We start from the raw sequence: 25,648 nt of genomic DNA, 5'->3' as shown, positions 1-25,648 counted from the left end.
TCCCTACTATTGTCCTTAAACCAATTACAATTTGAAGATCCAGCTTCCCCTTACGAGGCCACTGAAAAAAATCGTCACATAGAAAAAGAAGGTACAGATCTTCAATAAAATTGAAGAGGCTGTACCTTTTTTGACGAATATATATTTGGACAATGGCAGTAACGCTATTGCCCCCTGCCCTTTTTTGAATCAAGAATAAACATAGACGCATCTTGTCCCATGAATATTTTACTCCCAGTATAAAAAGTATCGAATTGAATATCCGTATACCCTATTTTAGCCATGACGTCGGATAGCTCTCCTGGATTAAAACCGTTATGGACAATATCTGAAGCTATGTTTTCATTTTTATTAAAATCTACGATCAGAAGATGTCCTCCTTCATTAAGAACATCAAATAATCTTGATAAAATCATCTCAACATCATGAATATGGAGTAGAACCTGGGCCATGAAAATATAGTCGGCCTTTAGATTCGAAAGACTTTCCTTTTCAAAATCAAAGCATAATGTATCTACATTTTGGATATTAAAATCAGTTATTTTTTGCTTCATTTGATTAATCATGTTTTGTGACGTATCCAGAAAAAGCATAGAATGAAACTCGTTTAACAAGTTCATTCCCACAAGACCGGTTCCACACCCAAAATCAATGGCATTCTTACTTTTGGTATCAACTAAATAATTACGGATGGCATCTGAGGATACCTTCGCAATTTGGATTCTTTCAGGAGTGTCATATATATTAGCAATCATTTCAAACTTATCCGTATTTCCCATTATTCTCACTCCTATCAATCTTAATAAACAAGCATGCACACTAAATAAACTTGTCTTTCTATAGGATACGACTCTTCTCGCCACAATTCAACCAATCTGCCATTTAGCTTAACGAGGCTTCCTCTGCTTTAAACACTGCTTTTGGCCCCTGATAGCTTAAATCACTTCTGATATTTCAAGTTGACTTGATTATTCAAAACAAACGCCCCGCTTCCCTCTCATCGAACCTGATGATGATATTGGGACGGGGCATTCTTTAAGGTGGAGCTTTTTTCATGGATGTACCGTTGCGCAATGCCAAGAACGCCTATTGTTCTGCGTCCATCTCTTTGGCCGCCTCTTCAATTTCGAGTCGTGTCACGGTTGTCAGGAAGGATAAATCTTTGCTAAGCGCCAGCTTAATCTGTTCGGCGGCTTCCTCCTTCTTCCCGAGCTTGTTAAGGGTCAGCGCATAGTAATAGTAAGGCTCGGCGCGTTTCGGCGATTTGGATATCAGTTGCTCGAACATCGCTTCCGCCTCCGACATTTGTCCAAGCATGTAATAGTTCAATGCGCAGTTGTCCAGAATCGTCTTGTCATCGTTGTTGAACGCGTACGCAGCTAGATTGAACTCCAGCGATTCGTTCAGGTCGCCGTGCATCAGCTTGAAATAGCCCAGATTGCCGTAGACCAACGTGTTTTTGTATTGCTCGAATACGCCTTCCAGCTCTTTGATGCCATCGTCCCGCTTCCCCTGCAGCCAATATGCGGTAGCCAGGTTGCAGCGAGCCTGCATCCTTATCTCGTGATTCGCGGTGCGACTAAGCAGCTTTTGCAGCACAGCCACCGCTTGTTCCGGGTCGCCAGTCCTCATCAGCATATAGGCATAGCCGACCTGATGCTTCTCCGGACACGGCTTGCTGGCATAGGCTTTCCGGTACCAGGCAAGCGCCTGCTCGAACTGGTCGGCTGCGAATGCCGTGCTCCCGCGAATGGCATAGTAGTTCGATCTGGAAGCATACACCATCACCCCTATCAGAATGATAACAAGCCCCCATCCGAGCAGCGGATGCAGCCGAAATGCAATAAACACAATTAGTACAAGTGCGGCGCCGGTAAGCGCCAGTTTGATAAGCGGCTTCATTGAACCATCCCCCTTTTTCCACACTAGTACTATAATAGCCGGAAGCGGAGATTTAGCCAAATGGAGTCTTAAAACTTGTAATTACCGAATCGTTAATATGCCGTCCAAACCGCCGTCTGCTGTGATAACGGTTCCGTTTTTATATGAAGAATGCGGATATCTTCTGTTTTTCTCTACGTCGAATATGACGCCCATCTCAGTTCCGCCCCCTGCTGAAACCTTGGCGCCCTCTTTTGCATAAGCTCCGCGATTTTGATTCATATCGGCCCTGCTGAACAGAAAGAGCTTGGTCAGAATGCTGCATTCCAACCAAGCTTATCTACGATACGCATCATGATTAAGAAAATGTCATCATGCAATCCTTTTGTCGACTTCATGGACTTCATGGACTGCCGGATCCGGCGGATTCCCCTACATTCAACTTGAAGAGATCTCCTGTCTTGGAACCAAGCGATAGGTTTGTCCGGGCTGCATTAAGAAAGTCAGCACCCCTTCCCGTTCATTGCATGCAACCGCAGCGCCAGACGCATCCTCCACCCGCAATGAAGTCTGTGCAAGCACTCGACAAGTACCTCCCTGAACGGAACTAATAGTCGCAGAAGCCAGCATCCCCGCCTCCCATTCCATGCTGACTGTGTATCCGCCTCTGGCGCGCAGTCCGCTGATCGAACCGCAGCTCCAGGCATCCGGCAGCGCCGGCAGCAGATGCAGCACGTTCCGCTCTGACTGCAGCAGCATCTCCGCAATCCCGGCGGCAGCAGCAAAGTTACCGTCAATTTGGAAAGGAGGATGAGCGTCGAATAAATTCGCATACACACCCGCTCCAGTGAATTCTATCTCGTCCTCCTTCACCAAGCGCAGCAAATTGGAAATAAGTCCAAGCGCCCTATTGCCGTCATGGAAGCGGGCCCATAGGCAAATCTTCCAGCCCAGGCTCCAGCCCGTACCGCCATCGCCCCTCCGTTCCAAGGAGGTCCGTGCTGCATCAAATAGCTCCGGTGTATCTGTCCCATGGAGCTGCCTCCCGGGAAATACGCCGAATAAATGCGACACATGCCTATGGTGCACGTCCTGATCCTCAAAATCCTCCGACCATTCCTGCAGCTGGCCGTAGCGTCCGATGCGAAGCGGGAGCAAGCGGTTGCGTGCGTCCGAAAGCTCCCTCTTGAACTCGGCATCCTGCTCCAGTAGCTCCGCCGCCTCGCAGCAGTTGGTAAACAGATCCCAGATTAGGGCCAGATCCATGGTAGCTGCGGTGCATACGCCGGCAAGGCCATCTTCCGTCCTGAATTTATGCTCCGGCGAGGTGGATGGCTTCGTGACCAGATAGCTATCCTCGTTCTCAATAAGCCAATCGAGGCAAAACTTCGCCGCCTCCTTCATGATCGGATAGGCCGCGTCTCGCAAATACCCCTCATCCTGCCCGAAGGCGTAGTGCTCCCACAAGTGCTGGCAGAGCCAGGCACCCGCCATCGGCCAAAGCGCCCAGACGGGATCGCCGTGACCGTAGGCACCGACCGGAGCGCTTTGCGCCCAAATATCGGAGTTATGATGTGCCGTCCACCCCGCTGCTCCGTAATTGACCTGAGCCGTTCGTCTGCCCGTTACGGCCAGACGGCCGATAAAATTGATCAGCGGTTCATGGCATTCGGCTAAGTTGCACGTTTCCGCCGGCCAATAGTTCATCTCGGTATTAATATTCAGCGTAAAGTTGCTGCTCCAAGGCGGACGCGTGTCCTGATTCCATATTCCCTGCAGATTCGCCGGCTGGGTCCCTGGTCTGGAGCTAGCAATCATCAAGTATCTGCCGTATTGGAACAGCAGCGCTGCCAAGTCCGGATCGTTCGCTCCATAGGTCATAATTCGTGCATCCGTCGGCATGTCCTCAGGGCTAACCCGATTCCCTAAGCGGATCGACACCCGCTCGTAGAGACTCCGATAGTCCTTCACATGCCGTTCCCGCAGCTCTTGATACGTGAACTGCATAGCGGCAGCCAGGGATGCTTCCGCGCGTTCTCCGGCCAACCTGCCTTGCTTACCCGGCTCACAATCAAAGCCATTAAAGCTTGTTGCGGCACTGAAGTACAGCGTCGCACACGTAGCCCCTCGGACATGCAGACCATCGTGGTCCAGCTGAAGCCAGCCGCCTTCCACAGTCGCAGCCAGCCTGCCCTCAAACGTCATCGCGCCACCCTCTTCGGTCTCCCCGTAGCGGATCGGCCTCAGATTTTCTCTGTAGTAGCTCGGGTCGACATGCTCTGGAGCGGTTCCTCTCATGACCCACTTATCCCCATCTACGAACGTCCGCACTCTCAGCTTGCTGTCCAGCTTTGCCGTGAAGCTCAGCATTCCCGGCTCGCTGCAGGTAAGACGTATCGCCATGACTTGGTCGGGAAAGCTGGAGATCATCTCTCTCGTATATCGAACAGCACCTACGACAAATTGCACCCGTGCCAGAGCCTCCTCTAGACACAGCTCCCGTTCATAAGCGGCGGCTACGCTGCCATGTTCAAAGGACAGCCTCAACGTGCCGAAGGGAAGATACGATTGCGTATATGGACCCATCATGTTCTTGCATGCCAGATCAGCCTCTCTATATCGGCCTTCATCCAACAGCCTGCGAACCTCCGGCAGTGAGGCTAGAGCCTCGGGGTTGTTCCAATCCTTCGGCCCGCCGGACCACAGCGTATCCTCGTTAAGCTCAATTCGCTCCTGCTCGACGGCTCCGAAGATCATCGCACCGAGCCGCCCGTTACCAATCGGCAGCGCCTCCGTCCATTCCTTGGCCGGCTTTGTATATTGCAGCTTCATGATATTCTCCCTCTCTTGAGTTACTATCGATAGCTTTAATAGGAAAAGGAAGCAACCATCCCATCAAGCTTCCTTTTCCGCATCATACCGGCGTTATTTCTTCATCTTGTCATAGGCTTGTTGATAAATTTGTAAGAACCGTTCGACGTTCAAGTTTTTGAAGCCAGCCAAGTATGCCTCCCAGCTGCTGTCGATATCCTTCGCTCCCGTAATGAATTGCAGCATGTTTTCTTCTACATACTTTTTAATATTCGTCTTCATCAGCGATGCTTCCGTATTGGCCGCCTCGTCTAAATAAATGATCTTCGGTAACACTTCCTTCGGCTGGCTGCCATCGTAAAGCTTTGTCGCCTCGTGCAGCCTTCTTTCATAGCCGGCCGCATCCTTAATGTCCATAGGAGCCGCCCAGGAAGAACGGTAATCCTTGGTCTTCAAGAACGAGCCGATCTCGCCCCATTTATTGTTGAGCGGCTTCTCTCCTTTCGGACGCTGTAAAGGTACATACTTCGCCGGTTGCCCGTCCAAATCCTTGTCATTAGCGCTAGCTACATCCCAGTTAACACCTTTTTCTCCCATCGTGGCGAGCGTCGTGCCTTCCTCGGAAGCCAAGTAATCGGCAAGCTTAATAAGTGCAGCTTGCTTTTCTTTACTGGCCTTATTCGTAATCACAAACGTAAATCCATCAATGAACGGTGTTGTCGTTGCAAACTTTACACCTTGGGGGCCGGTCAATGGAGGAACCGGATCATAATTTTGCTGCTGCGGATTGCCGGCAATGTCAATGAAGATGGCCGGATGCATTCCGGCTCCCGCTCCGAGCAGTGTCATATCGGTACGATTGCCAAGCTGCTTGAAGGCGTCCGCATTTTGCGTGAATGCTCCTGGGTCGATCAGTCCCTCCTTATAGAGCGAGGCCATATACTTCAGACCTTCCTTCCACTGGGGCTGCATCGCTGCGACGTTTAACTTCCCATTCTGCACATCCAAATAGGTGGAATCATCGTTATAGACAAAGGCATTCATCAAAAAGGCGGTAACATGCGTGCCGTACGTTTCATTGGCGCCGCTTAACGGTATCTCGTCTTGCTTACCGTTGCCGTTAGGATCTTGCGTTTTGAACGCCTGCAGAACCTTTTTGAACTCATCCGTAGTTTTCGGCATCGCAAGCCCCAGCTTCTGCAGCCATCCCGTATTGATCCACATTTTTGACGGAAAGGAACAATGATAGCACTCATTTACCGGAGGTAGGCCGTAGATATTGCCGTCCGGTGCGGTTACGGCTGATTTCAGGTAGGGAATTGCCTCCATATTTTTCTTTAGCACCGGCGCATGCTCGTCGATTAGTTTATTCAGCGGGACAAGCACACCTTGTTGACCAAACTTCATGAGCTCAGAAGGTGAGAACGAATCAACCCAGCTTTGGCTCATAAAAGCATCCGGATAATCGCCGCTCGAGATGGCCAGCTTGCGCTTTTCCTTGGCGGCGTCATAAGGCGTGACAGTCCATTGGATTTTCATATTTAGCTTCTCTTCCACAAGCTTTGTAAATGTATTGGTCATGTAGTCGGTATTCGGGTCCTGAGGAGCGAAGATGGTGACCGTGACCGGCCCGCCAGAAGCCGCCTCCTTGTTTGCGTCCGGTGAAGCGGAATTCTGCTGGGAATCGGAGCAAGCGCTAACGACTATTGAAGAAGCTAGGCATACAGACAGACCGGCGTACAGTTTTTTATTCATTGTTCGTTAACCTCCCTTTACTTTCAATGAATTGTTATCTCAGGAACAGTCTATCTACTCATAGATTACCATTGAATGGCCATCACCTCCTTAATAAAATTTGATTTCAGCGTTCAGCCTTTGATCGAGCCGATCATCATGCCCTTGACAAAATGCTTTTGCACAAACGGGTAAATGATCAGCACCGGCAAGCTGGCAACTACAATCAAGGAATATTTCATCAGATCCTTCATCCCTTGACGGGCGAGCATCTCCTGCAGGTTGGAATTGTTGCCGGTCTCCGTGTTGAGTATCAATATATTTCGCAGCACCAATTGAAGCGGAAAAAGCGATTGAGACTTCAAATAAATCAGTGCATCGAAGTAGGCGTTCCATTGTCCGACAGCGTACATGAGTACCATGACCGCAATAATCGGCTTGGACAAGGGCAGGACGATCTTGATCAAGAAGCCCATGTCACTGCAGCCGTCCAGCTCCGCCGCCTCGGCCAGCTCATCGGGAATGGTCGTTTGGAAGAAGGTTCTCGCAATAATAATTTGCCACACCGCCAAGGCCTGCGGGAGCAGAAGCGCCCATCGGGTATCTACCATATTCAGTGATTTGACCACCAAATACAGTGGGATCAGCCCCCCGGAAAACAGCATCGTAAAGGCAATAAGAATCATCAGCACGTTGCGTCCGTAAAAGGTTTTTCTGGATAACGGATAAGCAATCATGACGGTTAGTACGACGCTGATTACGGTTCCGAGCACCGTATATACAATGGAGTTCCAATACCCCCACCAAATTTGGTTATTGTCGAAGACCGCTTTGTAGCCAAGCAGAGTCGGATTGACTGGCCAAATCCACACCTTGCCGGAAGTCACATCCATCGGGTTACTAAACGAAGCGCTTACAATATGCAGAAGCGGAACCAGAATCGTCAGAAGCACGATGATTAAAAATAAATAGATGCCGATGAGAAATATCTTGTCCCCGAACGAATCCCTAATGAAGCCGGTTGTTTTTCTTCTTATGATGCGATCCAATGTTCTCCCTCCTCTCTACCACAAGCTGTTGCTTGAGATGCGTTTGGCTATGAAGTTGACAATCAAGAGCAGAATCAAATTGACGAACGAATTGAACAGTCCTACCGCCGCACCAAAGCTGAAGTTAGAGTCGAGCAGCCCCATTTTATACACATAGGTGGAGATGACCTCGGAAGCATTGGCGTTGAGCGGATTTTGCAGCAGGTAAATTTTCTCGAAGCCGATCTGCATGATGTTGCCCACATTTAATATCAGTAAAATTGTTGCGGTTGGCAGAATACCGGGTAGATCAACGTTCAGCATTTTCTGGAATCGCGAGGCACCGTCCACCTTAGCCGCCTCATACAAATGGGGATCGATACCCGAAAGCGCCGCTAAGTAAATGACTGCTCCGTAACCAACGTTTTGCCATAAATCAGACCACACATAGATGGATTTAAAATAGGCGGGGTCTCCCAAAACATTGGGCATCTCCATCCCTAGCGCCTGCATAACCGATTTCAAAATACCCGTTGTCGGCGAAAGCGCGATCATAATAATGGAAACCATAATAACGGTGGAAATGAAGTACGGCGCATACGAAACCAGTTGAACCGTACGCTTGAATACGCCATTTCGAATCTCGTTAAGTGCCAGCGCCAAAATGATGGGACCTGGGAACCCGACGAGCAGATGGTACAGGCTAATCCCGAGCGTGTTTTTGAGCAGGATGCCAAAGTACGGATTGTGGAAAAACAAGTCGAAATATTTGAAACCCGCCCACGAGCTTCCCCATATCCCCTTAATGACGTTGTAATCCTTAAAGGCCATTACCACCCCCAGCATAGGGATGTACTTAAAGATGAGCAAATTGGCTAGTGGCAGCAGGATCAGCAAATAAAATTGCCAATGCCTTTTGATTTTCTGCCATGCCGTTTTTTCTCTACGGACATGTGTACGGGCTGCCGAGGCATCCTTTGATACAGGAAGCGCATTCATTTTTCTCCCACCTTTTTGGATTGATGTGCTAAGGTGATCGTAGTGCATGCGGTCTCGTCCGGCTAGAAGCACTTCTTCTGGTGGGTACACTTGAGTTACAACGTCCAGGGTACACTTGCTCCGGACCGTACACTTGCCGCTACACAATACAAAATAGCTTGTAATCAAGCGGTTCATTGAAGTAAAAAAAAGATCACGACCCATCTTCCTTGCAGGCAAGTTGGGCTGCGATCTTCATATCATTTCTATCATGATGAGGTTTGTTAACTTTCCTCGACAACCAGGCTTCGGAACACACTGGGCGAAGCGCCCGTTACTCGCTTGAAGACGCGGCGGAAGGCATGCGCACTGTTGTAGCCGACGCGCTCCGCAATTTCCTCAATCGTATATTCGCCTGCCGACAGAAGCTCCGTTGCGCGCTGCATGCGCAGCTTCTCCAGATAAACGGAGAAGTTCTCTCCCGTATGTTGTTTAAATACTTGTGACACGTATTTCTCGGGAAGCTGCACTTGGTCGGCTGCAAGCGTAAGACTGAGCTGCGAAGATGCATAGTTCGCTTGCAGGTAAGCAACCAGACGCTCCGTTATCGCCTGGTCCTTATGCTGACCGGTAGGAGCTGCACTTTCGCACAAAGCCTGGAACACATTCTCAACGATGGAGCGAACAAGAGATGGAGCTTCCTTCGCGCTGATTTGATTCACCAGATCCTGCAGTCGCTGCATATTATCGCCACCACGCAGCTGCGAAACCAGTTTATGCGCAGTGCCCTTCAGCTCAAAGATCAGCTGCTTGAACATCTCTCCCGTGACCTGCCGTGCCACCAGATTCTCCTCGAAAATCCGCTCCAGAATCGTCCCCACCTCAGGCCAGTCCCCATGCTTCACGGAACTGATCAACCGCATTTCCAGATCGATCGGATAATACAAGATCCCCATTTCGGTCGGCAGCTGATCATACCATATGATGTTAAACAGCGAGTAAGGAGCGTTCTCCATCGCCTGTTTAGCCTCGTAATAGGAGCGGTACAAGTCTGTCAGGGTATGGAAAACGCCTCCGATGGATATGGACACCTGTATCCCATATTGCCCGGACAAAATACCTGCCAGCTGCTGCAAATTCTCATTCCACTGTTGTACTGCTTCTTGCTCCAACGGCGGCGGGCACGTCCAAATAAATGAAAGCTGATCCAGCTGATCATCCCCAACGATCATCGACTGTGCAAATAGCTCCTTCAGCAGCTTATGAACAATAAGGCGGGAGACATTTAATTGCTCAATGGACTCGTGTTGTTCCATTTGCTTCATGCCATGCAGCTGAAGAATCCCGACATAGCCGCTGTGACCTTGGAAGCGGATATCTAATTGCTCATTCGCATACTCCTTCTCCCTATCGGTAAGTCGGCCCGACAGCAGGCGGCCTATGTAAGCTTCTCGCAAGACCGGAGCCTGCTTCGACATATCCTCCTCCAGCGTCCGATAATTACGAATGAGCTGCGTTACATTTCCCTGAAGAAAATCAAAGCCGTCCTTCCCTTTATAGCTCCCGTCACCAATGGACTCCTTCAACAATGAGGCAAGCTCATTCAGCGGCGCACTGTTGCGGTAAGCAAAGATCAGAGCGATGGCCAATCCTACTACAGTCGTAATCAGCAGCAGGTACAGTGTTACATCACGGATATAGAGCGCCTTGCTGAGCACCTTGTCTTTGGATAGACCGGCGATATAAGTCCAGCCGTTATAATCCGAGTTCGTTTGTATAACTATGGTGCTTCCGTCCGGCTTAATTCCAGCTTCACGCCAGTCACCGTCGGGAAGTTCGCCGTATGAAGCAATGAGCTGCCCTCGTCCGTCAGCGAGCCCTATCCAGCCTCCGTATTCCAGCGTGCTGCGGCTCAGCAGCTTTTGCACCTCACGCTCATCGATCAATACCACGAGCGTTGCAATCTCATGGCCCAAGGTGATGGAGTTCATGTACGTAATCACATTCAGCTCTTGAACCTTGTTGACAAATCGTTTGGACGGAAGTATCTCATCCTGATGCATCGTATGTAATACGGATTGCTTCCACTGCTCGACATCCATATCGGCGTAGTGGTATAAGCCGTAAAAATCCTCTATGCGAACATACGATCCCTGAGGGGTCAATATGGCATCATTCGTTTTAGTATAAAGATAAAAGCCCAATATCATCTCATTGGAGAAATGGTAGGGCGTCAGGCTCTTCCATGCCTTAAAGGCGTTATATACTCCGGCTGCCTGCCCGCCGTTAACGTACGTATTCAGGTCATCGTTAGTGGAGATTTCCTTGGATAAATTTTGAATCCCTTTCAAAAGGTTATCAACAAAATCCTTGCTCTGATTCAGCATCATCAGGCTTGTTTTTCTAGAGCTGTCCGTAATCGCCTGATCTGCAACACGATAGCTGATCATTCCGCTTAGGAGAAAAATAACAAGAAAGAGCAGGTAGGAGATCAGAAACTTTTTGAAAATATTCAATCGGAACTTCTCCTTCATGAACCTCTCCCCTTCACCAGCACAATGTTAGCGCTATCAAAATACTAACATGGCCATTCTATCGGGTCAACCGCCATCATAGGCCCTTAAGCGGCATGATGGAACCTTACCAAAGTAAATCCCACTCAGCTATACGGTTGAACCGAACCATTGAATTTAACTTAACCGATTAATAGCAAAAAGGGACCGCCCGTTTTAGTTACAGGCAGTCCTCCGCTCCTTACAATGAATCGTAGGTTGTATCGTTCCAAGAGAAGTAATCTCCATACGCCCAATGGTAAGCCTTCGAAGTATAAGACTTCGAGCTGTCGACAGGAATATCTCCAGTTCCTACAATAGTCGTACCGCTGTTATAATAATCGTAGCTGCTCCATATGTTGACACCGTTCTCATAGATGGTCATTTCCACACCTACCTCGGTCAAACTGCACCACTCGCTTCCGCAACCGTTAAAAGCGGTATACGCCCGGGCATCAATATAATTATTATCGCTGCTGATATAAGATGAGTAGTCCATGATTGGACTTGCGGCTTGTGCGCTGCCAGCCATTACAGTGAAAGCGAGGGTGAGAACGGCTAACATGGTTTTAACCTTGATTTTCATCGAATAATCCTCCTATGATTTCATAAATGAAAAAATACTCCATCATTCCGTATTCGTCGATCTCGATTTTAATAATTGCTCCTCCCCTAAGTCTTAATTCATAATAATGCGCTTTCAAAACAAAAAAACGCTGTCGTTATCGAAAAGGCGTCACCTCCTTTACTAGGACGACCGACTTAAAAATCTATTGGTAGCGGCAAGGATGAACGGCTGGAAGGCGGGTTTAATTCTGAGGGTAATAATGTTGAGGGTAAGATTAGAGTACCATGTCCTTCAAGAAATAGTCAATATTTGGATTATTTGAAAGAAATTACGTTTTTTTTATTGGGGCTGGTCCCTACCATAATAAAAGAACACACGAGGTTCATAGAAATTTTAAACCTAGTGATAAACAAAAACACCATTCCATTGTTGGGAATGGTGTTAGACTGTATCCCCAGAATACGGGTCTCGCTCTCCTTACCTTATTTATATTCAGTACCTTTTCTAATCAGGTAGCTTATCAACAGAATAGGTATGACATTGATACTTATGTACATTTCTGTGTGATTACTTGATACAGCGAAATTAAATGAATTTAAAAAATGAAAGTTTATGCCAATCGTAACGTTAGGCAAAATTTTAAGGGTAAGCATAAGTGCAAGTCCTGATAAAAATTTGTAGGTAACTCCTAGGATGGTGAACTGAGGAATTTGTAGTATTTGAATAAATACAGTAACACGCTTACCGTACTTCCTATCTTTCAGAATCAACACCCCAGCAAGAACTAAGATTACACTTAATATGAAAAAACCACCAAATATTGATACTACGACAAGCCAGTTCTTGTTAGAAATGATTTGAATACCAAAGAATAAACTCATTAACATACCTAGCAGACCACCAACAATTTGATACCATCCGATCCCCCGCCGTATATTCCGCTTTCTTTGGCTTTCAAACTTACTTGTCTCGAGGTATTTTTTTGCTATGCTTATGGCGCAAGCATCACAATATTCAGTAAGGTATTCGTCCCGGCAGTGATTACAGTATTGCCCCTGACATCCTGGACATGTAAATTCTACTTCCGCTTCTTGATGAACCAAACAATTCATCGTTGTCCCCCTTGAGATGTTCACCCTAAATCGATAGTCATTTGTCGTAAACGCTGAATAAAACGCGTAACAGAATTAAACCATTTTTTAGTAATTGTAGTGGTTGATCGCATTTGTTATCACCCTCCTCAATAAGAATACTCGTCTTTTAGAAAACACCAACTTGATACTCATCCTCATAAATAATCGTTCCAGGGTAATTAGAAAAAACGATGTCATACTGGACATGATATTTATCCAATAAATCCATTAGCGGCTGAAGTTCTGTCACCATTTCTTGAGATGAACCTACCTTGAACCATGTAATTGCCCTATTTGGATTACCGTCCTGGTAAAACGGAGGTTCAGGTAATTGTTCTTTAAACCACTCATTTACAGCCAAAAAATTAGTTGACTCCTCTTCACTTAAACGATTATTTCTGAGAAGATGCCAGCATGCTCCAAAAATGCCTACTGGCTTTCCTGTTTTTCCAGCATAACGAACCTGGATACGTAAATACCGTACGTTCATGTACCATCATCCTTTCATGAACCTGCTCTTGATCTATATTAGTTCAACATTTTACATAAAATCCCTTTAATCCTTATTTACACGAAAAAATGTGGCCACCGATCCATACCGGCAGCCACATCTTGGTGTACGTTATCGATTAAAAGTTACTAATCACATCCGCAATACAAAGGTCATTGATTGACGTTTTTCTCCATTACAATATTTCAATGTAACCTTCTGTTCCGTTCACGCGAATTCTCTGTCCGTCTTTGATCATTTTGGTAGCATTTTCCACGCCGACAACTGCAGGTAAGCCATATTCACGCGCGATAACAGATCCATGGGTCATCAGTCCACCGACTTCGGTGACCAGGCCTTTTATGGATACAAACAAGGGTGTCCAGCCAGGGTCGGTAAACGAGGTGACTAAAATATCTCCTTCTTCTAGATCCACATTCTCCATATTTAAAATGACACGCGCCCGCCCTTCTATAACTCCGGAAGAAACAGGCAGACCTACAATCGCATTAGCCGGCAGATTGTCTCGATTGTACGCACCTGTAATGATTTCGCCATCAGACGTGATGACACGAGGAGGAGTTAGTTTTTCGAAAAATTTGTAATCCTCTTTTCGTTTGTTGATGATTTCATAATCAACTTTATTAGTGCGTACAGCTTCGTGAAGCTCTTCAAAAGTAAGATAGTAAATATCTTCTTTTTCCAGAATAATGCTAGCTTTCATAAGCTGTTCGGCTTCTTTCATCATAGCTTGCTTATAGACATAGTATCGATTAATCATGCCGTATTTGGGATACTCACGATAACCGATGAAATTCCGGATTAGACTGATCATTCGTTTTGTCTCTTCTGCTTTTTGCTCACCATCCGGCAATTGTTTCAATCGATCTAATAGCTCTCGTTCTTTTTCCAAAGCTTCCTGGAGGCCTTGCTCAAATTTTCGATTGCCGGCATTTGGCTCGAAGTTTTTGAGGTTACCAAGAATCATAGGGACAAGTGTAATTGGCTTTTCACTCCAACGAGTTCTAGTAATATCGATCTCTCCGGCACATCGCATCCCGTATTTATTGAGATAAGCATAGATAGCGTCTTGCGTTTCCTGGCCACCATCCAACTTAACCAGCTCATCCAAAAAGCTATCATCTTTGGCATGCTGCAAATAATCAATGACTTCCGGATAAGGGCGAATCAGATCCGCTACATTCATTAACTCCAGACCCATTTCCGAAGTAATATTGTTGGGTACAGATTGAGAAAGCGTATCTGCTGCGTTTATTTCGCCTAACCATTTGTTCATATTTTCATTGATCCATGAAGAAGCATTCATTGCAGCCATAAAGACCGCTGTGCTTTGCGGATCAAATAAGATCTTCTTTAATTGCTGTACATCTTCCAAAATAAAATCAAACAATTCGGATCCTGATTTCGATCGGATGTTATGTTTTAGCTCTTCTATCGATGATTGATTTTTCTTGATTAAATCAGCAACGATAGTCGGATCGTTATCGATTTGTGCCAGCGTATCTGTATTACTTCTATTGGGAATCGGTGCTGTTTGATCATTTGCTAACAATTTTATATAATCTCGCTCTATTATGGTCATGAGTGCGCCTTTTATGAGCGGATCGGATCCAATGGTATTCAATAAAGCTTCCCGGCCGACAGGTGTAGCCAGCCTAGGTGCAACATCAATAAACAACCTCCCGCCGGCTTTACGCATAGGAGCAGGAGTAACTAACAGGTAAAAAGACAATCCCAATGGTTTTATGGGATCTGTCATCATTTGTTGATGACCGACAGATAAATAGACGTGATTTTCTTGATCATTCGCTTCAGGGACCGGGTATAAAGTAGTGATCGGCCGACTCTGGACAATATAAAATGTATCATTAGCCAAACACCACTCAATATCTTGAGGACAGCCAAAATAAGCTTCGATCTGTCTTCCGATGCGTGCCAGTTGTAAAATTTGCTGCTCAGTAAGTGTTTGAGACTTTTGCTTATCAGGATCAATCCGTTGTGTCTCTGTTCCGCCTTCTTTCCGTCCATAGATAGCCAATTGTTTGGCTGCTATCCTTTTCTCGACGATTTCCCCTTCCTGTACTTTATAACAATCGGCGGATACCAATCCAGAGACCAGTGCTTCTCCGAGTCCAAAATTCGCATCAATTGAGAGCAGCTTTCGGTTGGAGGTAATCGGATCAGCTGTGAATAATACTCCCGAAGCCTCTGGGAAAACCATCCTTTGAATGACAACGGATAAGTAAACTTGACTGTGGTCGAACCCGTTCTGCATACGGTAGATTACCGCGCGATCCGTAAATAGGGACGCCCAGCATTTGCTGATATGGTGCAGGATTGCTTCTTTACCGATAATATTTAAAAAGGTATCTTGTTGACCGGCAAAAGAGGCATGCGGCAAATCTTCGGCGGTCGCGCTAGAACGAACTGCATAGGCATGTTCCACGCCTAATTGGGAGTGATAACGGGTAACTGCATTTACAACATCGGCAGGAATTTCTGCTTCCATAATGATTTGACGAATCTTCTTGCTCACTTCACCAATTTGATCTCGATCTTCTGCTTTTAGTACGGTTAGTTGAGCCAACAATGATTGATACGTTTCGTTTTGTTCGATGGCTTTTTGATATCCTGCTGTTGTAACACAAAATCCTTCCGGTACCTGTATTCCTTGAATTTTTGATAATTCTCCTAAGTTCAAACCTTTTCCGCCAATGAGGAACAGCTGCGTCTTTTCGATTTCCTGGAAGCCGAGAACCAACGAACTCATTCAACATCTCTCCTAACCATTAAATTGAGAAAAAACATTTGACAAGAGTTTACCGCCATGATACAATTAAATTGTAAGATGAGATACATACGACCATATTTATGATAACAGTCGTGAATTGATTATATCATTGCATCTGTTCATATGCAAGTGCCAAGAATCTGGTTTTTTTTCAGGTTCTTTTTTGATGTTCCGCTGCTATTTGTCCCGTCCAAAAAACATTCAAATCTGCTTTCAAACCGCATAGATTATGCAACCTTAGGAAATTCTAAGATTGTATTGTTTTAACCTTTGCGTTAAACCACATGCTTTCCCGATCATTCTTCATATGATCATGAACCTCTCCATTTGATACACACTGAAGTATCGCGAAACAATTTCAGCTCCTGCGAAAACAACAAGCGCACTGAACGCCCTGCTAGGGGTATTCAGTGCGCTTTCTTGTATGGGTGGTTATGAATGCGTAGAACAGATCATCGGAGTGAGCGAGAGTTTTCCATTCACTTCTGCGCTACTTTTCACCCAAATGGCATCCGCTCAGTCTTAACTCAAGCTCGAACCGTTGCGAACAGGGCGGCTGATATCAGTTTAAGCCTGCAAATGGATTGACCGACATGCCAGCGCCCGACGGCATACTGCCGGAAACGGCTCCCTCCTGCTCCAGCAGCGGCTTGAGCAAGTTTTTCCATGGCCAGCTTGGCTGCCTAAACAGAGCATCCTCCGTCAGCTCGCGGACAGTCACAGGCAAGTCAGCCAGCTCGATCGCTTCGAGCAAGCTTTCCTTCAGCTCGACCCCTAGACGCAGCTCCGCGATGCCGTAGCGGTGTGAAACCGTCTCTAGGATGGAATACAGATTCACCTGGATTCCAAGCGTTTGGATATAAAAGAGCAGCTTCTGCGGAGTCTCATTGTAAAGCGAATTGGGATAGCCCGGCTTCATCTTGTAGCAAGGATCATCCAGCCCGTGCATCTGCATCCACGGCAGATGCAGTCTCGCGGAATCGTGATCGCGCAGCAGCATGCCTGCAAGCTTCCCCTCGCGCAGCACAAGCAGCACGTTTTGTCCGTGAATTTCCGGGACTACACCCAAGCGGAACAACCTCAACACTATTTGACCAAATTGGACGCACACTTCCCTGAACAAAAGGATGGCCGACTCGGCCGTTTCCGGAAATGAACGAAGTCGCATCCAATCATCGAAGATATGGTGCGCTCCAATAGGGCGCAGGACGGATAAAGCCGACATCGGGATGAGGCGAGTATCTTCTCTTCCAATTAGATGCGGCGGATAACCGCGTACGAGTGCGGACAAATGACGGGGAGGATCGGCGAACAGGTCACCGTTCTCCGGCACATACGCCCACCAGTTCGTTTCATCGCACAAACTCAGATGCTCTTTGAGCACCTGATCGCGCTCTCTTGCCTGCTCCAGCAGCCGCTGTCCCCGCTCGCTGTTCATCATGTGCACAGCAGGCAAATACCGTACCGCACCGAGCGAGACGATGCCGAGCGGCAGCTTGACGTGTTGTGCACCTCCGTCTAATGGAGCAAGCGACCGGGCCGAGGAAGTGGAAACATAGTTACCGGCTTCCACGCCAAGGGGGATGTAAATACCGGAATCCAGCTCGTGCGGCAGCATCTTCGGCAGCACGGCTTCTAGCTGCCACGGGTGAGCGGGCAGCGCCGTGTATTCCTCCGGCGACAACCCGAGCTTCTTCATCGCTTCGTCTATGCCGGCACGCTCATCCGCCGTCAGCAAGAGGTCGGCGGGACCGAACGACGCACCTCGCTCCGCGTTGCCGCTGCCGTGCAGCAAATACTCGCGTTTGACCGCGAGCCATTGCAGCTTGACCGGCTGGCCCGACTCAGCGCTGTAGGCTCGGTAATCCGCCTCCGTCCACCCGCCCTTCGCTTTGGCGACGGGGTGAAACGGTCGGTCGCGCCAAGCGGCAAGACGCTCCAGCAGGACAAACGACCACGGGTCGCCGGTATGCCCGCCGTGTTGAAGCTCTGCCGCCTCATCTTCTGCGAGCCTCGCCGACCACTGTGCCTGCTCCAGTGACAGCTGCAGCAGATCATGCAGCCGCGTCACGCCGGTGGAGCCGTCCGGTGCAGTTCGCCCAGGATTCTTACCGTTGTAGAGTGCATCCGTCAATCGGCGGAGCACCTCTGCAGCATCCAAGCGAACGGGAGACACGCCGCCAACCTCGTACACTCCGCTGCCCGCTATATAACGATTAGTTTGCACGAACCCCGGCCTCACCTGGAATACAATACAATGGCCCGACTCCCGGTCTGCCCGCCAGCGGTAAAGCTTCACTTCTGGCCGAACGGATCCGGGTTCAGGGCTCGCTTCGTCGCTTAGCGCATTCAAGCCGTCAGGCCATAATGCGGCGACGACCGCGTCTTGCCGGGCGTCAGTCAAGCCGATCAGCTCGCCACGCCCTTCCACTTCGGTCAAGCCTTCGGCCAGAAGCGCATTGATCAGATCGGCAAGGATTCGTTCCGCCGCCTCGGCAGCCAGTGCTTCGTACGCTTGCGATGCCGAAGCACCCATCGCGTGACTTTGCTCCCTTTCAGTTGAGCTCTTAGTGCCTGCTACTGCGCCGGATAGTTTTTTTACGGTCACGCTCATTGCGAGTCCTCCTGCCCGGCTTCGAAAAAGATATGATCCGGATGCGAATGGCTGAGAAAATCATGCGCCGAGATCGTCCAGCCATAGGCTCCCGCCAAATGGAAGAGCAGCACATCCCCGATGCGGAGACGGGAAATGCGCACGTCCCGGGCGAGCACGTCCTTCGGCGTGCACAGCTCGCCGGCTGCAGTAATCTCGACGTCCCTTACTTCGGGACGCGGGAACGGATAGTCCCACTGCTCCAGCGGGACGATTTCAAACGGATGGCTATGCTGCCATGCTCCCGGCAGCCGGAAATGATGCGAGCCGCCCCGCAGTACGGCGTAATGCTTGTCATGGTTGCACTTTAGGTCGACAACTTCGGCGGCGTAGTAGCCGCAAGTAGCCGCCAAATAACGCCCTGGCTCGAACAGCAGCTCCACACCCGGCAGCCGCTTCTCCTCCAGCACACGGCTAAGCTCCTTGATGAATACGGGCCATTCGAATTTGCGGTCCAAATCAGTGTATGAAATGCCGAAACCGCCACCCGCATTCAAGTAACGGACCGTCAAGCCGAACGTTTCCTTCCACTCCGTTACTCGGTCCCAATAAACCGAAATGAGCAAAGCGTGCAAATGCGCATCCAAATTGTTCGAAATCGAATGGAGGTGGAAGCCCTCCAGCTGAAGATGCGGCAGCGACTGGGCGAGCTGAATCGCTTCGGGAACATCAGCCTCGTCGATGCCGAACTGCGTAGGACGCCCTGCCATGACCAATGTCGCTTCAGGGAAAGAAGCGCGCAGGTTGACGCGCAGCAGGACGGAAGCTATTTTACCAAGCCTGCCGGCGATCAGCGAGATGCGGCGCAGCTCGTGCATGCTCTCGGCATGGAACAGCATAACGCCAAGCTCTAGAGCCTCTGAGATTTCGTAATCTTTTTTGCCGGGTCCGCCGAAAATAATCGGTTTGTCTGCCGACACCTCGCGGACTTTGCGGACTTCCCCGATCGATGCGGCTTCAAAGCCATAAACAACCGGTGCCAGACACTCCAAATAGTCTCTAGACGGATTCGCCTTCATCGCGTAAAACAGCCGGCACCCTTCCGGCAAGCTATCCGCGCATGTCTGCGCCCGCCCGCGCAGTTCCCGCTTATCGTACAGAAAAGCGCAGACTGGCTCAGACCCATCCTTCTTCAAGCGTTCCACCAAAGCAATGACGGTTCGTTCTGCTTTCGTTACCACAGCATTCATCGGTTTCTTCGCACCTTCCTTCCAAAATATGTATAAACATCCGTATCAGCAGCTTCGCTGAGCGCGCTCATCTGTGCAAGATGCTCAACTTACCCCTTTGCAGCCTGTACTTCTGCGGCGAACGACTGCAAATGTGCCCGCATGGCACGGAACGACACGCCCCGTTCATCCCCGAGGACGAACGCTCGTACACCGAGCTGCCGCCACTCCTCGTAATCTTCCATTGCCCTGGGAATAGCGCAATAAGTCACGCCTCGACGCAGGGACGCTTCGTACGATTGCTTCAGTCCCGCTTTCACTAGAGGAGCGCGCGTTTGCCACGGAATTCCGTAAGACTGCGACAAATCCGCCGCCCCTTCCAGCACCATGTCGATGCCGGGCACGGACAGAATTGCATCAGCTTGTTCTACGCCTGACCTGCTCTCAATCATCGGGACAGCCATGATCTCCTCGTTCGCCCTGCGTATATATTCGGTCAAATCGTGCTTGCCAAACGTCCCCGCCCTGCCGCTGTTCAAGCTGCGGCTCCCTTCGGGACCGTATTTGCAAGCGCGGACGATCAGCTCCGCCTGCTCGCGGGATTCCACGTGGGGCACGACGATGCCGAGTGCTCCCCCATCGAGCGCACGCAATATTTCCTTCGGATTCGGCTCGGACACGCGCACAAGCGCCGTTAATCCGACCGCTTCCGCCGCACGAATCATATTTTCCAGTGTTTCCGGGTTCACCAGCACATGCTCCGTATCGATAATGACAAAATCAAAACCTGCGCAGCCTACCATCTCCACGACAACAGGCGAAGGGATCGAGCACAACAGCCCGAATACCGTCTCACCTTCACCCAGCTTCTGTTTCAGCCGATTCGTTCCAAGCATGGCCGGTCACCGAAACGGATGGAGCGGGTTCGGCGCTTCCTGCATCCGAATCTGGGTATCCCCAAGCAATCGGCGCGAAGTCAACTGCTCCACTTGGATCGTGCTCGCAAACAAATCAAATGCCTGGTAACGTGCTTCATGCTGAGGATGCTCGCGACGATATTCGTGAATAATGTCCGCCACCATTCGCCAGAAGCTTTCCTCCGGCAGCCCGTAGCGTTCCTCCAGCAAGAAGCATACCTCCGTCAAATTAATGAAGAAAAAGGCGTCATGGACAAAATCACGCACCATGTCCGCACGGTCTGTCTCAATAAACGAATTCGGATTTACCCGAGCGTGATGGTCGGATAAAGCGTGCAGCACCGGGCAAGCTTCCGGATTCGCCAAATCCCGGCGGGAAAACCGGATGCCGTCATGAAAATCTTTAAATGCGACTCGGACAGGAACGCCGTTGCGGTGTATGAGCACCATGTTTTGCGCATGCGATTCGAGTGCAACGCCATGGGCAAATAGCAAGTGAATGAGCGGGCGCACAGAAACGTTCAACAGCTGACGCGTCCATGCTTCAACACCATGCGCCTTCACCCATGGGTCGATGAACGGCGTACCGCTGCGCTCGATATGGGACAGCGCATTGAAAGGCGAGGCTTCCTCCTCTTCACGCAAAAAGAGATGTACACTTTCCCGCCAAATCGCGCCCAGTGTACCATATGTTTTGGGCCTGACCAGAGCGGGCAGCGGCGCTGTCTCATGATCGTAGACAACCCCTGCGATTTCCCGGAGCAGCACAAAGTCAAGCTGCTGCGCCACGGGGTCCTGCTCCACCAATTGGCTCAGCCAATCCGAGATAATCGGCGCGTTCAGCACTGTATGCTTCGCGAGCATGCGTCCGGTCGACGTATTGATAAGGTTCATCGGCAGTTTCAAATACGCTTTCTCGCGATGCGACATATTCGCTAGTGTACGGATTGACTGCTGCGGCCGGTACTCGTCCTCGCCTTCGCCCAACAAAACGATCTCGCCTTCAGCGATGCTCGAGTGCAATAGCCGTACCGTAATCTCTCTCCACTGCCACGGATGCACCGGAACGAATCGGTACGATTCCGGAGATTTTCCAGCTGCCTTGAGCTTCTCAACGAACCGTTCCGCTGTCCCGGCCCCTAGCTCCGTCACCATAAACGAGATGAAATCGAGCGCCGTCGAGTGCGCCAACGCTACTTGATCTACAGGCACCACCAGCCATAACGGATACAAAGCGGGCTTGAATTCCGGTCCGAAAGACGCGTTGTCCTCCAGATTGAAGCCGATTCTTGATTTATAGCAGGGATGGTAAGGATGGCCATCCATAATGTTGCCCTCCAGCTCGTCGTAGCTTCTCTCCGAACCGGAAAACTCACGCAGCGGAGCAGCATATTGCGCCTGTACGTCCTTGATCAGTGTTTGCCCAAGCTCTTCCATAAAAAGAGCGAGTCGGTCCGGCTCAATCACCGGTCCGAGTACTTCCTGCACCAAGTCGGCAAGCCGCGCCTCAGACTCCGTCCCTTCGGAGCCTACGCGCCGGACGGCCCCCGTCCGGCTAAGCCGGATTCGACCGAAGCTCCGCTTTGTGCGTCCCGTGCATAGATAGGTAACCGCTTCTCCATCTGCCGTCACGCCGGATAGCACAATCTCCTCATCCTTTGTCGATTCGGAGGTTGCTTGCGTTTCATCCTCGGCATTTTGCCGGACAACAATGCCTTCGTAAAGCAGCGATTCGATCAGTTGACGGATGATTCGCTGCTCTACCCTTCTATACTCGGACGATTGAAGCGCCTCGATCCAGTCATTCCCCCGTCTACTTTCGTTGTGTCCGGCGACGGACGAACCACGCATCGTGGCTTCGCCTTGTTTTTCCTTTGTTTGCTGTATAATCATCGGCATTCTCCTCCTTCACATATAGGATTCGGTATAAGGACGTAATCCGGTGTCTCGCCGCGTTCTTGAAACCGGCTAATAAAATTGGCTTTGGCAGGCAGGTGCGGGATCATCAGCAGATCGTCGATATAACGGCACAGCCGGTTGTCGGCTTCCTCCTCGCACCGTTCCCGCTCGTCTTGAAGTACATGGTGCACCACGGACCAGTAAGTTTCTTCATCGTTCCGGCTGAATCTGCCGATCACATGAATGAGAGCTCCCAGATGGTTCACGACATAGTAATATTTAAGCCGCATCCACGCCTCTGCTTCCTCGTATAGCACCGGGCTATCCTCCGGGATAAGCATTGGGATCCAGCCGTGGGCTGACGCTATCTTCCGGTTGACGCTGATCCCTTCCAGATCGCGGGCGTAGTAGCGTATCGGGTAGCCCTGCTTCAGCGCAAGCAGCGAATTCTGTACATGCGCTTCCAGACTGATGCCGGTCGAAGCAAACAGCCGGAGCAATGGCAGCAAAGACAGCTTCAAATAAGCGGCCAGCCATGTGTGCCAATCCGGCAAAGCTCCTCCGCGAGACTGCCGAACCGCAGTAAACAGCAGCGGCTCATCCTGGTCTGGAGGCAGTTCCAGTAATCCGGCGACGACATAGCAGCGCTGCTGCTCCGCCCCCGCCAGCGCTTCCGCCTGCCTGTATACGACGGCGAAGCTGGACGCAATCCGTTCCTGCAGCTCTTCGTCCGCTTCAGCCACATGGACTGTCCGAAAGCCAGTCTCCGGCAAAATGACCATCCCGCCTGCGGCGTCTGCCCCGCCCGGTCGATCTTCTAGCGCTTGACTCAGTACAATAGCCGCATCCATTGTGCGTCTGAGCTGCTCGCTTGTATTTTCACGGATAAAATTCGTTATGCGGACATGAATCGGCAGCTTGTAGAATGTTCCGGCCTCCGGCTCCCATACGGTGCGAACCGACGAGGTCGGATATACAATTGGACCAATCGGTCCGAGATCGACCAGCTCGCGCTGTTCCAGCATTTGACCAACAACAGGCAGTCCAGATACGTAGCTCATCTGCCACGGATGGAGAGGAAGCAGCTTATATTCGCCCATCTTGCTTCCCAGCAGCTTCTCCGCTGCCTCCGCTACACTTGCCGAAGTACGGTCGTCCTCTGCTCCTACCCATTCTTCGTGGAGCAGGCGACGCGATACGGCAATATAATGCAACGGAAATGATGCCGATAACTCCGGCGCGTAACGGTCCAGCTCCAAGTCCGAGAAGCCTTGCGAGCTTTTTGGCGTCGGGTGGAACGGGTGGCCGTACAGCAGCGATTGCTCGGAGCGGATATAATCAAGCGGCTTTCGCGCCATCTCCGTCTCCCGTTTCCGTGCGTGTTCCAAGTACAGCGCCGTTCGGCGGATGCTGTTCTCGATCTGCTCCCGCATGTCGAGACATCGCTGCTCCCGATCCGATTCAGACTCGCAGAAGCTTACCTCGGCCAGCAGCGCTTCAATCAGTGCCCCGGTATCGACTTCGACAAACGGACACTTCGATTCGCTGGCCGCCGTTAAATAAAACCGGTCCCCAAACGCATGTTGACCGGAGCGCGAATAATATACGATCTCTCCGGCTACCCGCATGCCCGTTGCTGGAAGCAGCACTCCGAAGGGCTCCTCGGTCCCGTTCCGCTCTTCGCTGTCAGCACCGGCGCTTGCCCCGAGATCGAAGATAGCTGTACCTGCTTGGTTCCGCGGATCGGCTATCCCGCTTTCCCGCAAATAGCTGTTCAGCAAGGCGCGGAGGGCAGCCTTCTCAGCCAGCCTCCGAGCGTTTCCTGACACCGCTTGGGGAAGCTCCTGTTTATACAACATGTCCTTACTCCCTTCCCTCTGCTTAGGATGCATCATCGCTCCTTTAACGGTCGTTCACACAATCCATGGCTTGCTTTAATATAATGGCAGTCTTACGCCGACGCCTTCTTTGAGCGCCTCGATATAGATACGACGGGCGCAGGCTATATCTTCGATAGCCATTCCCATCGGATTCAAGATGATGATTTCGTCCTTGTTTTCCCGTCCCGGCTTTGAGCCAATCACGATCTCGCCAAGCTCGGCGTGAAGCTGTTCCCGTGAAAAGCGGCCTTCCAGCACAAGCTGGTTAAGCACTTTTTTCTCCCGGTTGGACTGCTCCCAATCATCGACGATGACTTTGTCCGCCATGATGTATGCTTCCTTATGTACGTCCATAATCGAAATATTGCTGACAAAAGCCCCTTTTCGCAGCCATTCGAACGGAATGTAAGGCGAATCCGCGACCGTGCATGTTACGACAACCTCGCCCTCGCGCACAGCCTTCTCCGCGCTAGCCGCTATGGTAACCCGCACATTTGGGAAAGCCGTGTGAAGCGTTTCCGCCAGTCTCTCTGCAGCCGCCTGCGACTGATCGAACAAGTGGACGTCGCTGACATGAGTGTAATGCTCCAGCAGCGAGGTCAACTGCGCTTTAGCGATCAGGCCGCATCCGACGCAGGCGATCGTTGCGAAGCTGCTCCGCGCCAAGTAACGCGCCGCTACGACCGTTACTGCCGCCGTCCGCATGCTGCTGATTAGTCCCGCTTCCATGACGGCCACCGGATAGTTGCTCTCCGCATCGTTCAGCACTATGACCCCGCTCGCCCGCTCCAACCCCCGGGCTTGCGGATTATCGTGCTTGCTGCCGATCCACTTAATCCCGGACAGCGGCAGCTCGCCTCCTACATGGGCCGGCATCGCTATGATTCTGTCCGCAATGTGGCCATCCTTGCCCGCCGACCGCAAATACGGCTTCAGCGGCTGCACGTAATCACCACGTGCGTGCAGCGACAATGCTTCTTCCAGCGCTTCCGCATAGAGCTTGGAGGAACCTCCTCCGAGCGACGCGATCGCCTCCCTGTTCAAATAGAGCAGCTCGGGTCTGGTTTGAAAGACTGCTTGCTTCTGTACATCGGCTGAAGCCTGCGGCTTGTCTTGTTGCTGTATCGTCATTTCGTTCACCTT

The 25,648-nt window shown here is 50.2% G+C and carries 18 protein-coding genes; all 18 read right to left on the bottom strand.

The window, feature by feature from the left end:
* Positions 1-164 precede the first annotated feature (164 nt).
* The gene (locus ACFQ88_RS19485) at positions 165-779 is read right to left on the bottom strand and encodes a class I SAM-dependent methyltransferase (RefSeq protein ID WP_379455635.1); all 615 of its coding nucleotides are present in this window, start codon (positions 777-779) and stop codon (positions 165-167) included.
* Positions 780-1,086: 307 nt separating this feature from the next.
* Positions 1,087-1,902 (bottom strand): tetratricopeptide repeat protein, encoded by an 816-nt coding sequence (locus ACFQ88_RS19480; protein ID WP_379455633.1) that lies wholly within the window; start codon positions 1,900-1,902, stop codon positions 1,087-1,089.
* An 81-nt stretch (positions 1,903-1,983) separates the two neighbouring features.
* Entirely contained in the window at positions 1,984-2,163 is a 180-nt protein-coding gene (locus ACFQ88_RS19475; RefSeq protein ID WP_379455631.1) for a hypothetical protein, read from the bottom strand.
* A 156-nt stretch (positions 2,164-2,319) separates the two neighbouring features.
* Positions 2,320-4,713 carry a glycoside hydrolase family 95 protein gene (locus ACFQ88_RS19470; protein ID WP_379455629.1) on the bottom strand — a complete coding sequence of 798 codons (2,394 nt, stop codon included), beginning with the start codon at positions 4,711-4,713 and terminating at the stop codon, positions 2,320-2,322.
* Between the two features lie 93 nt (positions 4,714-4,806).
* Positions 4,807-6,447, bottom strand: coding sequence for a type 2 periplasmic-binding domain-containing protein (locus ACFQ88_RS19465; protein WP_379455627.1), 1,641 nt, complete (start codon positions 6,445-6,447; stop codon positions 4,807-4,809).
* A 113-nt stretch (positions 6,448-6,560) separates the two neighbouring features.
* The gene (locus ACFQ88_RS19460; RefSeq protein WP_239625283.1) at positions 6,561-7,475 is read right to left on the bottom strand and encodes a carbohydrate ABC transporter permease; all 915 of its coding nucleotides are present in this window, start codon (positions 7,473-7,475) and stop codon (positions 6,561-6,563) included.
* Between the two features lie 15 nt (positions 7,476-7,490).
* Entirely contained in the window at positions 7,491-8,453 is a 963-nt protein-coding gene (locus ACFQ88_RS19455; protein ID WP_379455624.1) for an ABC transporter permease, read from the bottom strand.
* 263 nt (positions 8,454-8,716) lie between these two features.
* Positions 8,717-10,966, bottom strand: a complete 2,250-nt coding sequence (locus tag ACFQ88_RS19450; protein ID WP_379455622.1) for a helix-turn-helix domain-containing protein — start codon at positions 10,964-10,966, stop codon at positions 8,717-8,719.
* 220 nt (positions 10,967-11,186) lie between these two features.
* Positions 11,187-11,570, bottom strand: coding sequence for a hypothetical protein (locus ACFQ88_RS19445; RefSeq protein WP_379455620.1), 384 nt, complete (start codon positions 11,568-11,570; stop codon positions 11,187-11,189).
* A 464-nt stretch (positions 11,571-12,034) separates the two neighbouring features.
* Positions 12,035-12,664 carry a hypothetical protein gene (locus ACFQ88_RS19440; protein WP_239625292.1) on the bottom strand — a complete coding sequence of 210 codons (630 nt, stop codon included), beginning with the start codon at positions 12,662-12,664 and terminating at the stop codon, positions 12,035-12,037.
* A 148-nt stretch (positions 12,665-12,812) separates the two neighbouring features.
* Entirely contained in the window at positions 12,813-13,175 is a 363-nt protein-coding gene (locus tag ACFQ88_RS19435) for a hypothetical protein (RefSeq protein ID WP_379455618.1), read from the bottom strand.
* Between the two features lie 196 nt (positions 13,176-13,371).
* Positions 13,372-15,966 (bottom strand): phosphoenolpyruvate synthase, encoded by a 2,595-nt coding sequence (gene ppsA / locus ACFQ88_RS19430; RefSeq protein ID WP_379455616.1) that lies wholly within the window; start codon positions 15,964-15,966, stop codon positions 13,372-13,374.
* A 583-nt stretch (positions 15,967-16,549) separates the two neighbouring features.
* On the bottom strand, positions 16,550-18,601 hold the full coding sequence (locus ACFQ88_RS19425; RefSeq protein WP_379455614.1) for an IucA/IucC family protein: 2,052 nt from the start codon (positions 18,599-18,601) through the stop codon (positions 16,550-16,552).
* On the bottom strand, positions 18,598-19,830 hold the full coding sequence (locus ACFQ88_RS19420) for a type III PLP-dependent enzyme (RefSeq protein WP_379455612.1): 1,233 nt from the start codon (positions 19,828-19,830) through the stop codon (positions 18,598-18,600). The genes ACFQ88_RS19425 and ACFQ88_RS19420 overlap by 4 nt, the downstream gene beginning before the upstream one ends.
* An 89-nt stretch (positions 19,831-19,919) precedes the next feature.
* Positions 19,920-20,705: an HpcH/HpaI aldolase family protein gene (locus ACFQ88_RS19415; RefSeq protein WP_379455610.1), complete on the bottom strand. Its 786-nt coding sequence runs from the start codon at positions 20,703-20,705 to the stop codon at positions 19,920-19,922.
* Between the two features lie 6 nt (positions 20,706-20,711).
* Entirely contained in the window at positions 20,712-22,619 is a 1,908-nt protein-coding gene (locus ACFQ88_RS19410; protein ID WP_379455608.1) for an IucA/IucC family protein, read from the bottom strand.
* On the bottom strand, positions 22,616-24,484 hold the full coding sequence (locus ACFQ88_RS19405) for an IucA/IucC family protein (RefSeq protein ID WP_379455606.1): 1,869 nt from the start codon (positions 24,482-24,484) through the stop codon (positions 22,616-22,618). The genes ACFQ88_RS19410 and ACFQ88_RS19405 overlap by 4 nt, the downstream gene beginning before the upstream one ends.
* A gap of 75 nt (positions 24,485-24,559) precedes the next feature.
* Positions 24,560-25,636 (bottom strand): 2,3-diaminopropionate biosynthesis protein SbnB, encoded by a 1,077-nt coding sequence (gene sbnB, locus ACFQ88_RS19400; protein ID WP_379455604.1) that lies wholly within the window; start codon positions 25,634-25,636, stop codon positions 24,560-24,562.
* Positions 25,637-25,648: the final 12 nt, after the last annotated feature.

This window comes from Paenibacillus sp. NPDC056579, assembly GCF_042793215.1.
Taxonomy (GTDB): Bacteria; Bacillota; Bacilli; order Paenibacillales; family NBRC-103111; genus Paenibacillus_S.
The sequence above is the reverse complement of the archived record's forward strand: the minus strand, read 5'-3'. Positions and strand labels throughout refer to the sequence as shown.

Coding starts and splice junctions, on each gene's coding strand:
- ACFQ88_RS19485 (WP_379455635.1), bottom strand. CDS start 779: ATGGGAAATACGGATAAGTTTGAAATGATTGCTAATATATATGACACT.
- ACFQ88_RS19480 (WP_379455633.1), bottom strand. CDS start 1,902: ATGAAGCCGCTTATCAAACTGGCGCTTACCGGCGCCGCACTTGTACTA.
- ACFQ88_RS19475 (WP_379455631.1), bottom strand. CDS start 2,163: ATGAATCAAAATCGCGGAGCTTATGCAAAAGAGGGCGCCAAGGTTTCA.
- ACFQ88_RS19470 (WP_379455629.1), bottom strand. CDS start 4,713: ATGAAGCTGCAATATACAAAGCCGGCCAAGGAATGGACGGAGGCGCTG.
- ACFQ88_RS19465 (WP_379455627.1), bottom strand. CDS start 6,447: ATGAATAAAAAACTGTACGCCGGTCTGTCTGTATGCCTAGCTTCTTCA.
- ACFQ88_RS19455 (WP_379455624.1), bottom strand. CDS start 8,453: ATGAATGCGCTTCCTGTATCAAAGGATGCCTCGGCAGCCCGTACACAT.
- ACFQ88_RS19450 (WP_379455622.1), bottom strand. CDS start 10,966: ATGAAGGAGAAGTTCCGATTGAATATTTTCAAAAAGTTTCTGATCTCC.
- ACFQ88_RS19445 (WP_379455620.1), bottom strand. CDS start 11,570: ATGAAAATCAAGGTTAAAACCATGTTAGCCGTTCTCACCCTCGCTTTC.
- ACFQ88_RS19440 (WP_239625292.1), bottom strand. CDS start 12,664: ATGAATTGTTTGGTTCATCAAGAAGCGGAAGTAGAATTTACATGTCCA.
- ACFQ88_RS19435 (WP_379455618.1), bottom strand. CDS start 13,175: ATGAACGTACGGTATTTACGTATCCAGGTTCGTTATGCTGGAAAAACA.
- ppsA (WP_379455616.1), bottom strand. CDS start 15,966: ATGAGTTCGTTGGTTCTCGGCTTCCAGGAAATCGAAAAGACGCAGCTG.
- ACFQ88_RS19425 (WP_379455614.1), bottom strand. CDS start 18,601: ATGAGCGTGACCGTAAAAAAACTATCCGGCGCAGTAGCAGGCACTAAG.
- ACFQ88_RS19420 (WP_379455612.1), bottom strand. CDS start 19,830: ATGAATGCTGTGGTAACGAAAGCAGAACGAACCGTCATTGCTTTGGTG.
- ACFQ88_RS19415 (WP_379455610.1), bottom strand. CDS start 20,705: ATGCTTGGAACGAATCGGCTGAAACAGAAGCTGGGTGAAGGTGAGACG.
- ACFQ88_RS19410 (WP_379455608.1), bottom strand. CDS start 22,619: ATGATTATACAGCAAACAAAGGAAAAACAAGGCGAAGCCACGATGCGT.
- ACFQ88_RS19405 (WP_379455606.1), bottom strand. CDS start 24,484: ATGTTGTATAAACAGGAGCTTCCCCAAGCGGTGTCAGGAAACGCTCGG.
- sbnB (WP_379455604.1), bottom strand. CDS start 25,636: ATGACGATACAGCAACAAGACAAGCCGCAGGCTTCAGCCGATGTACAG.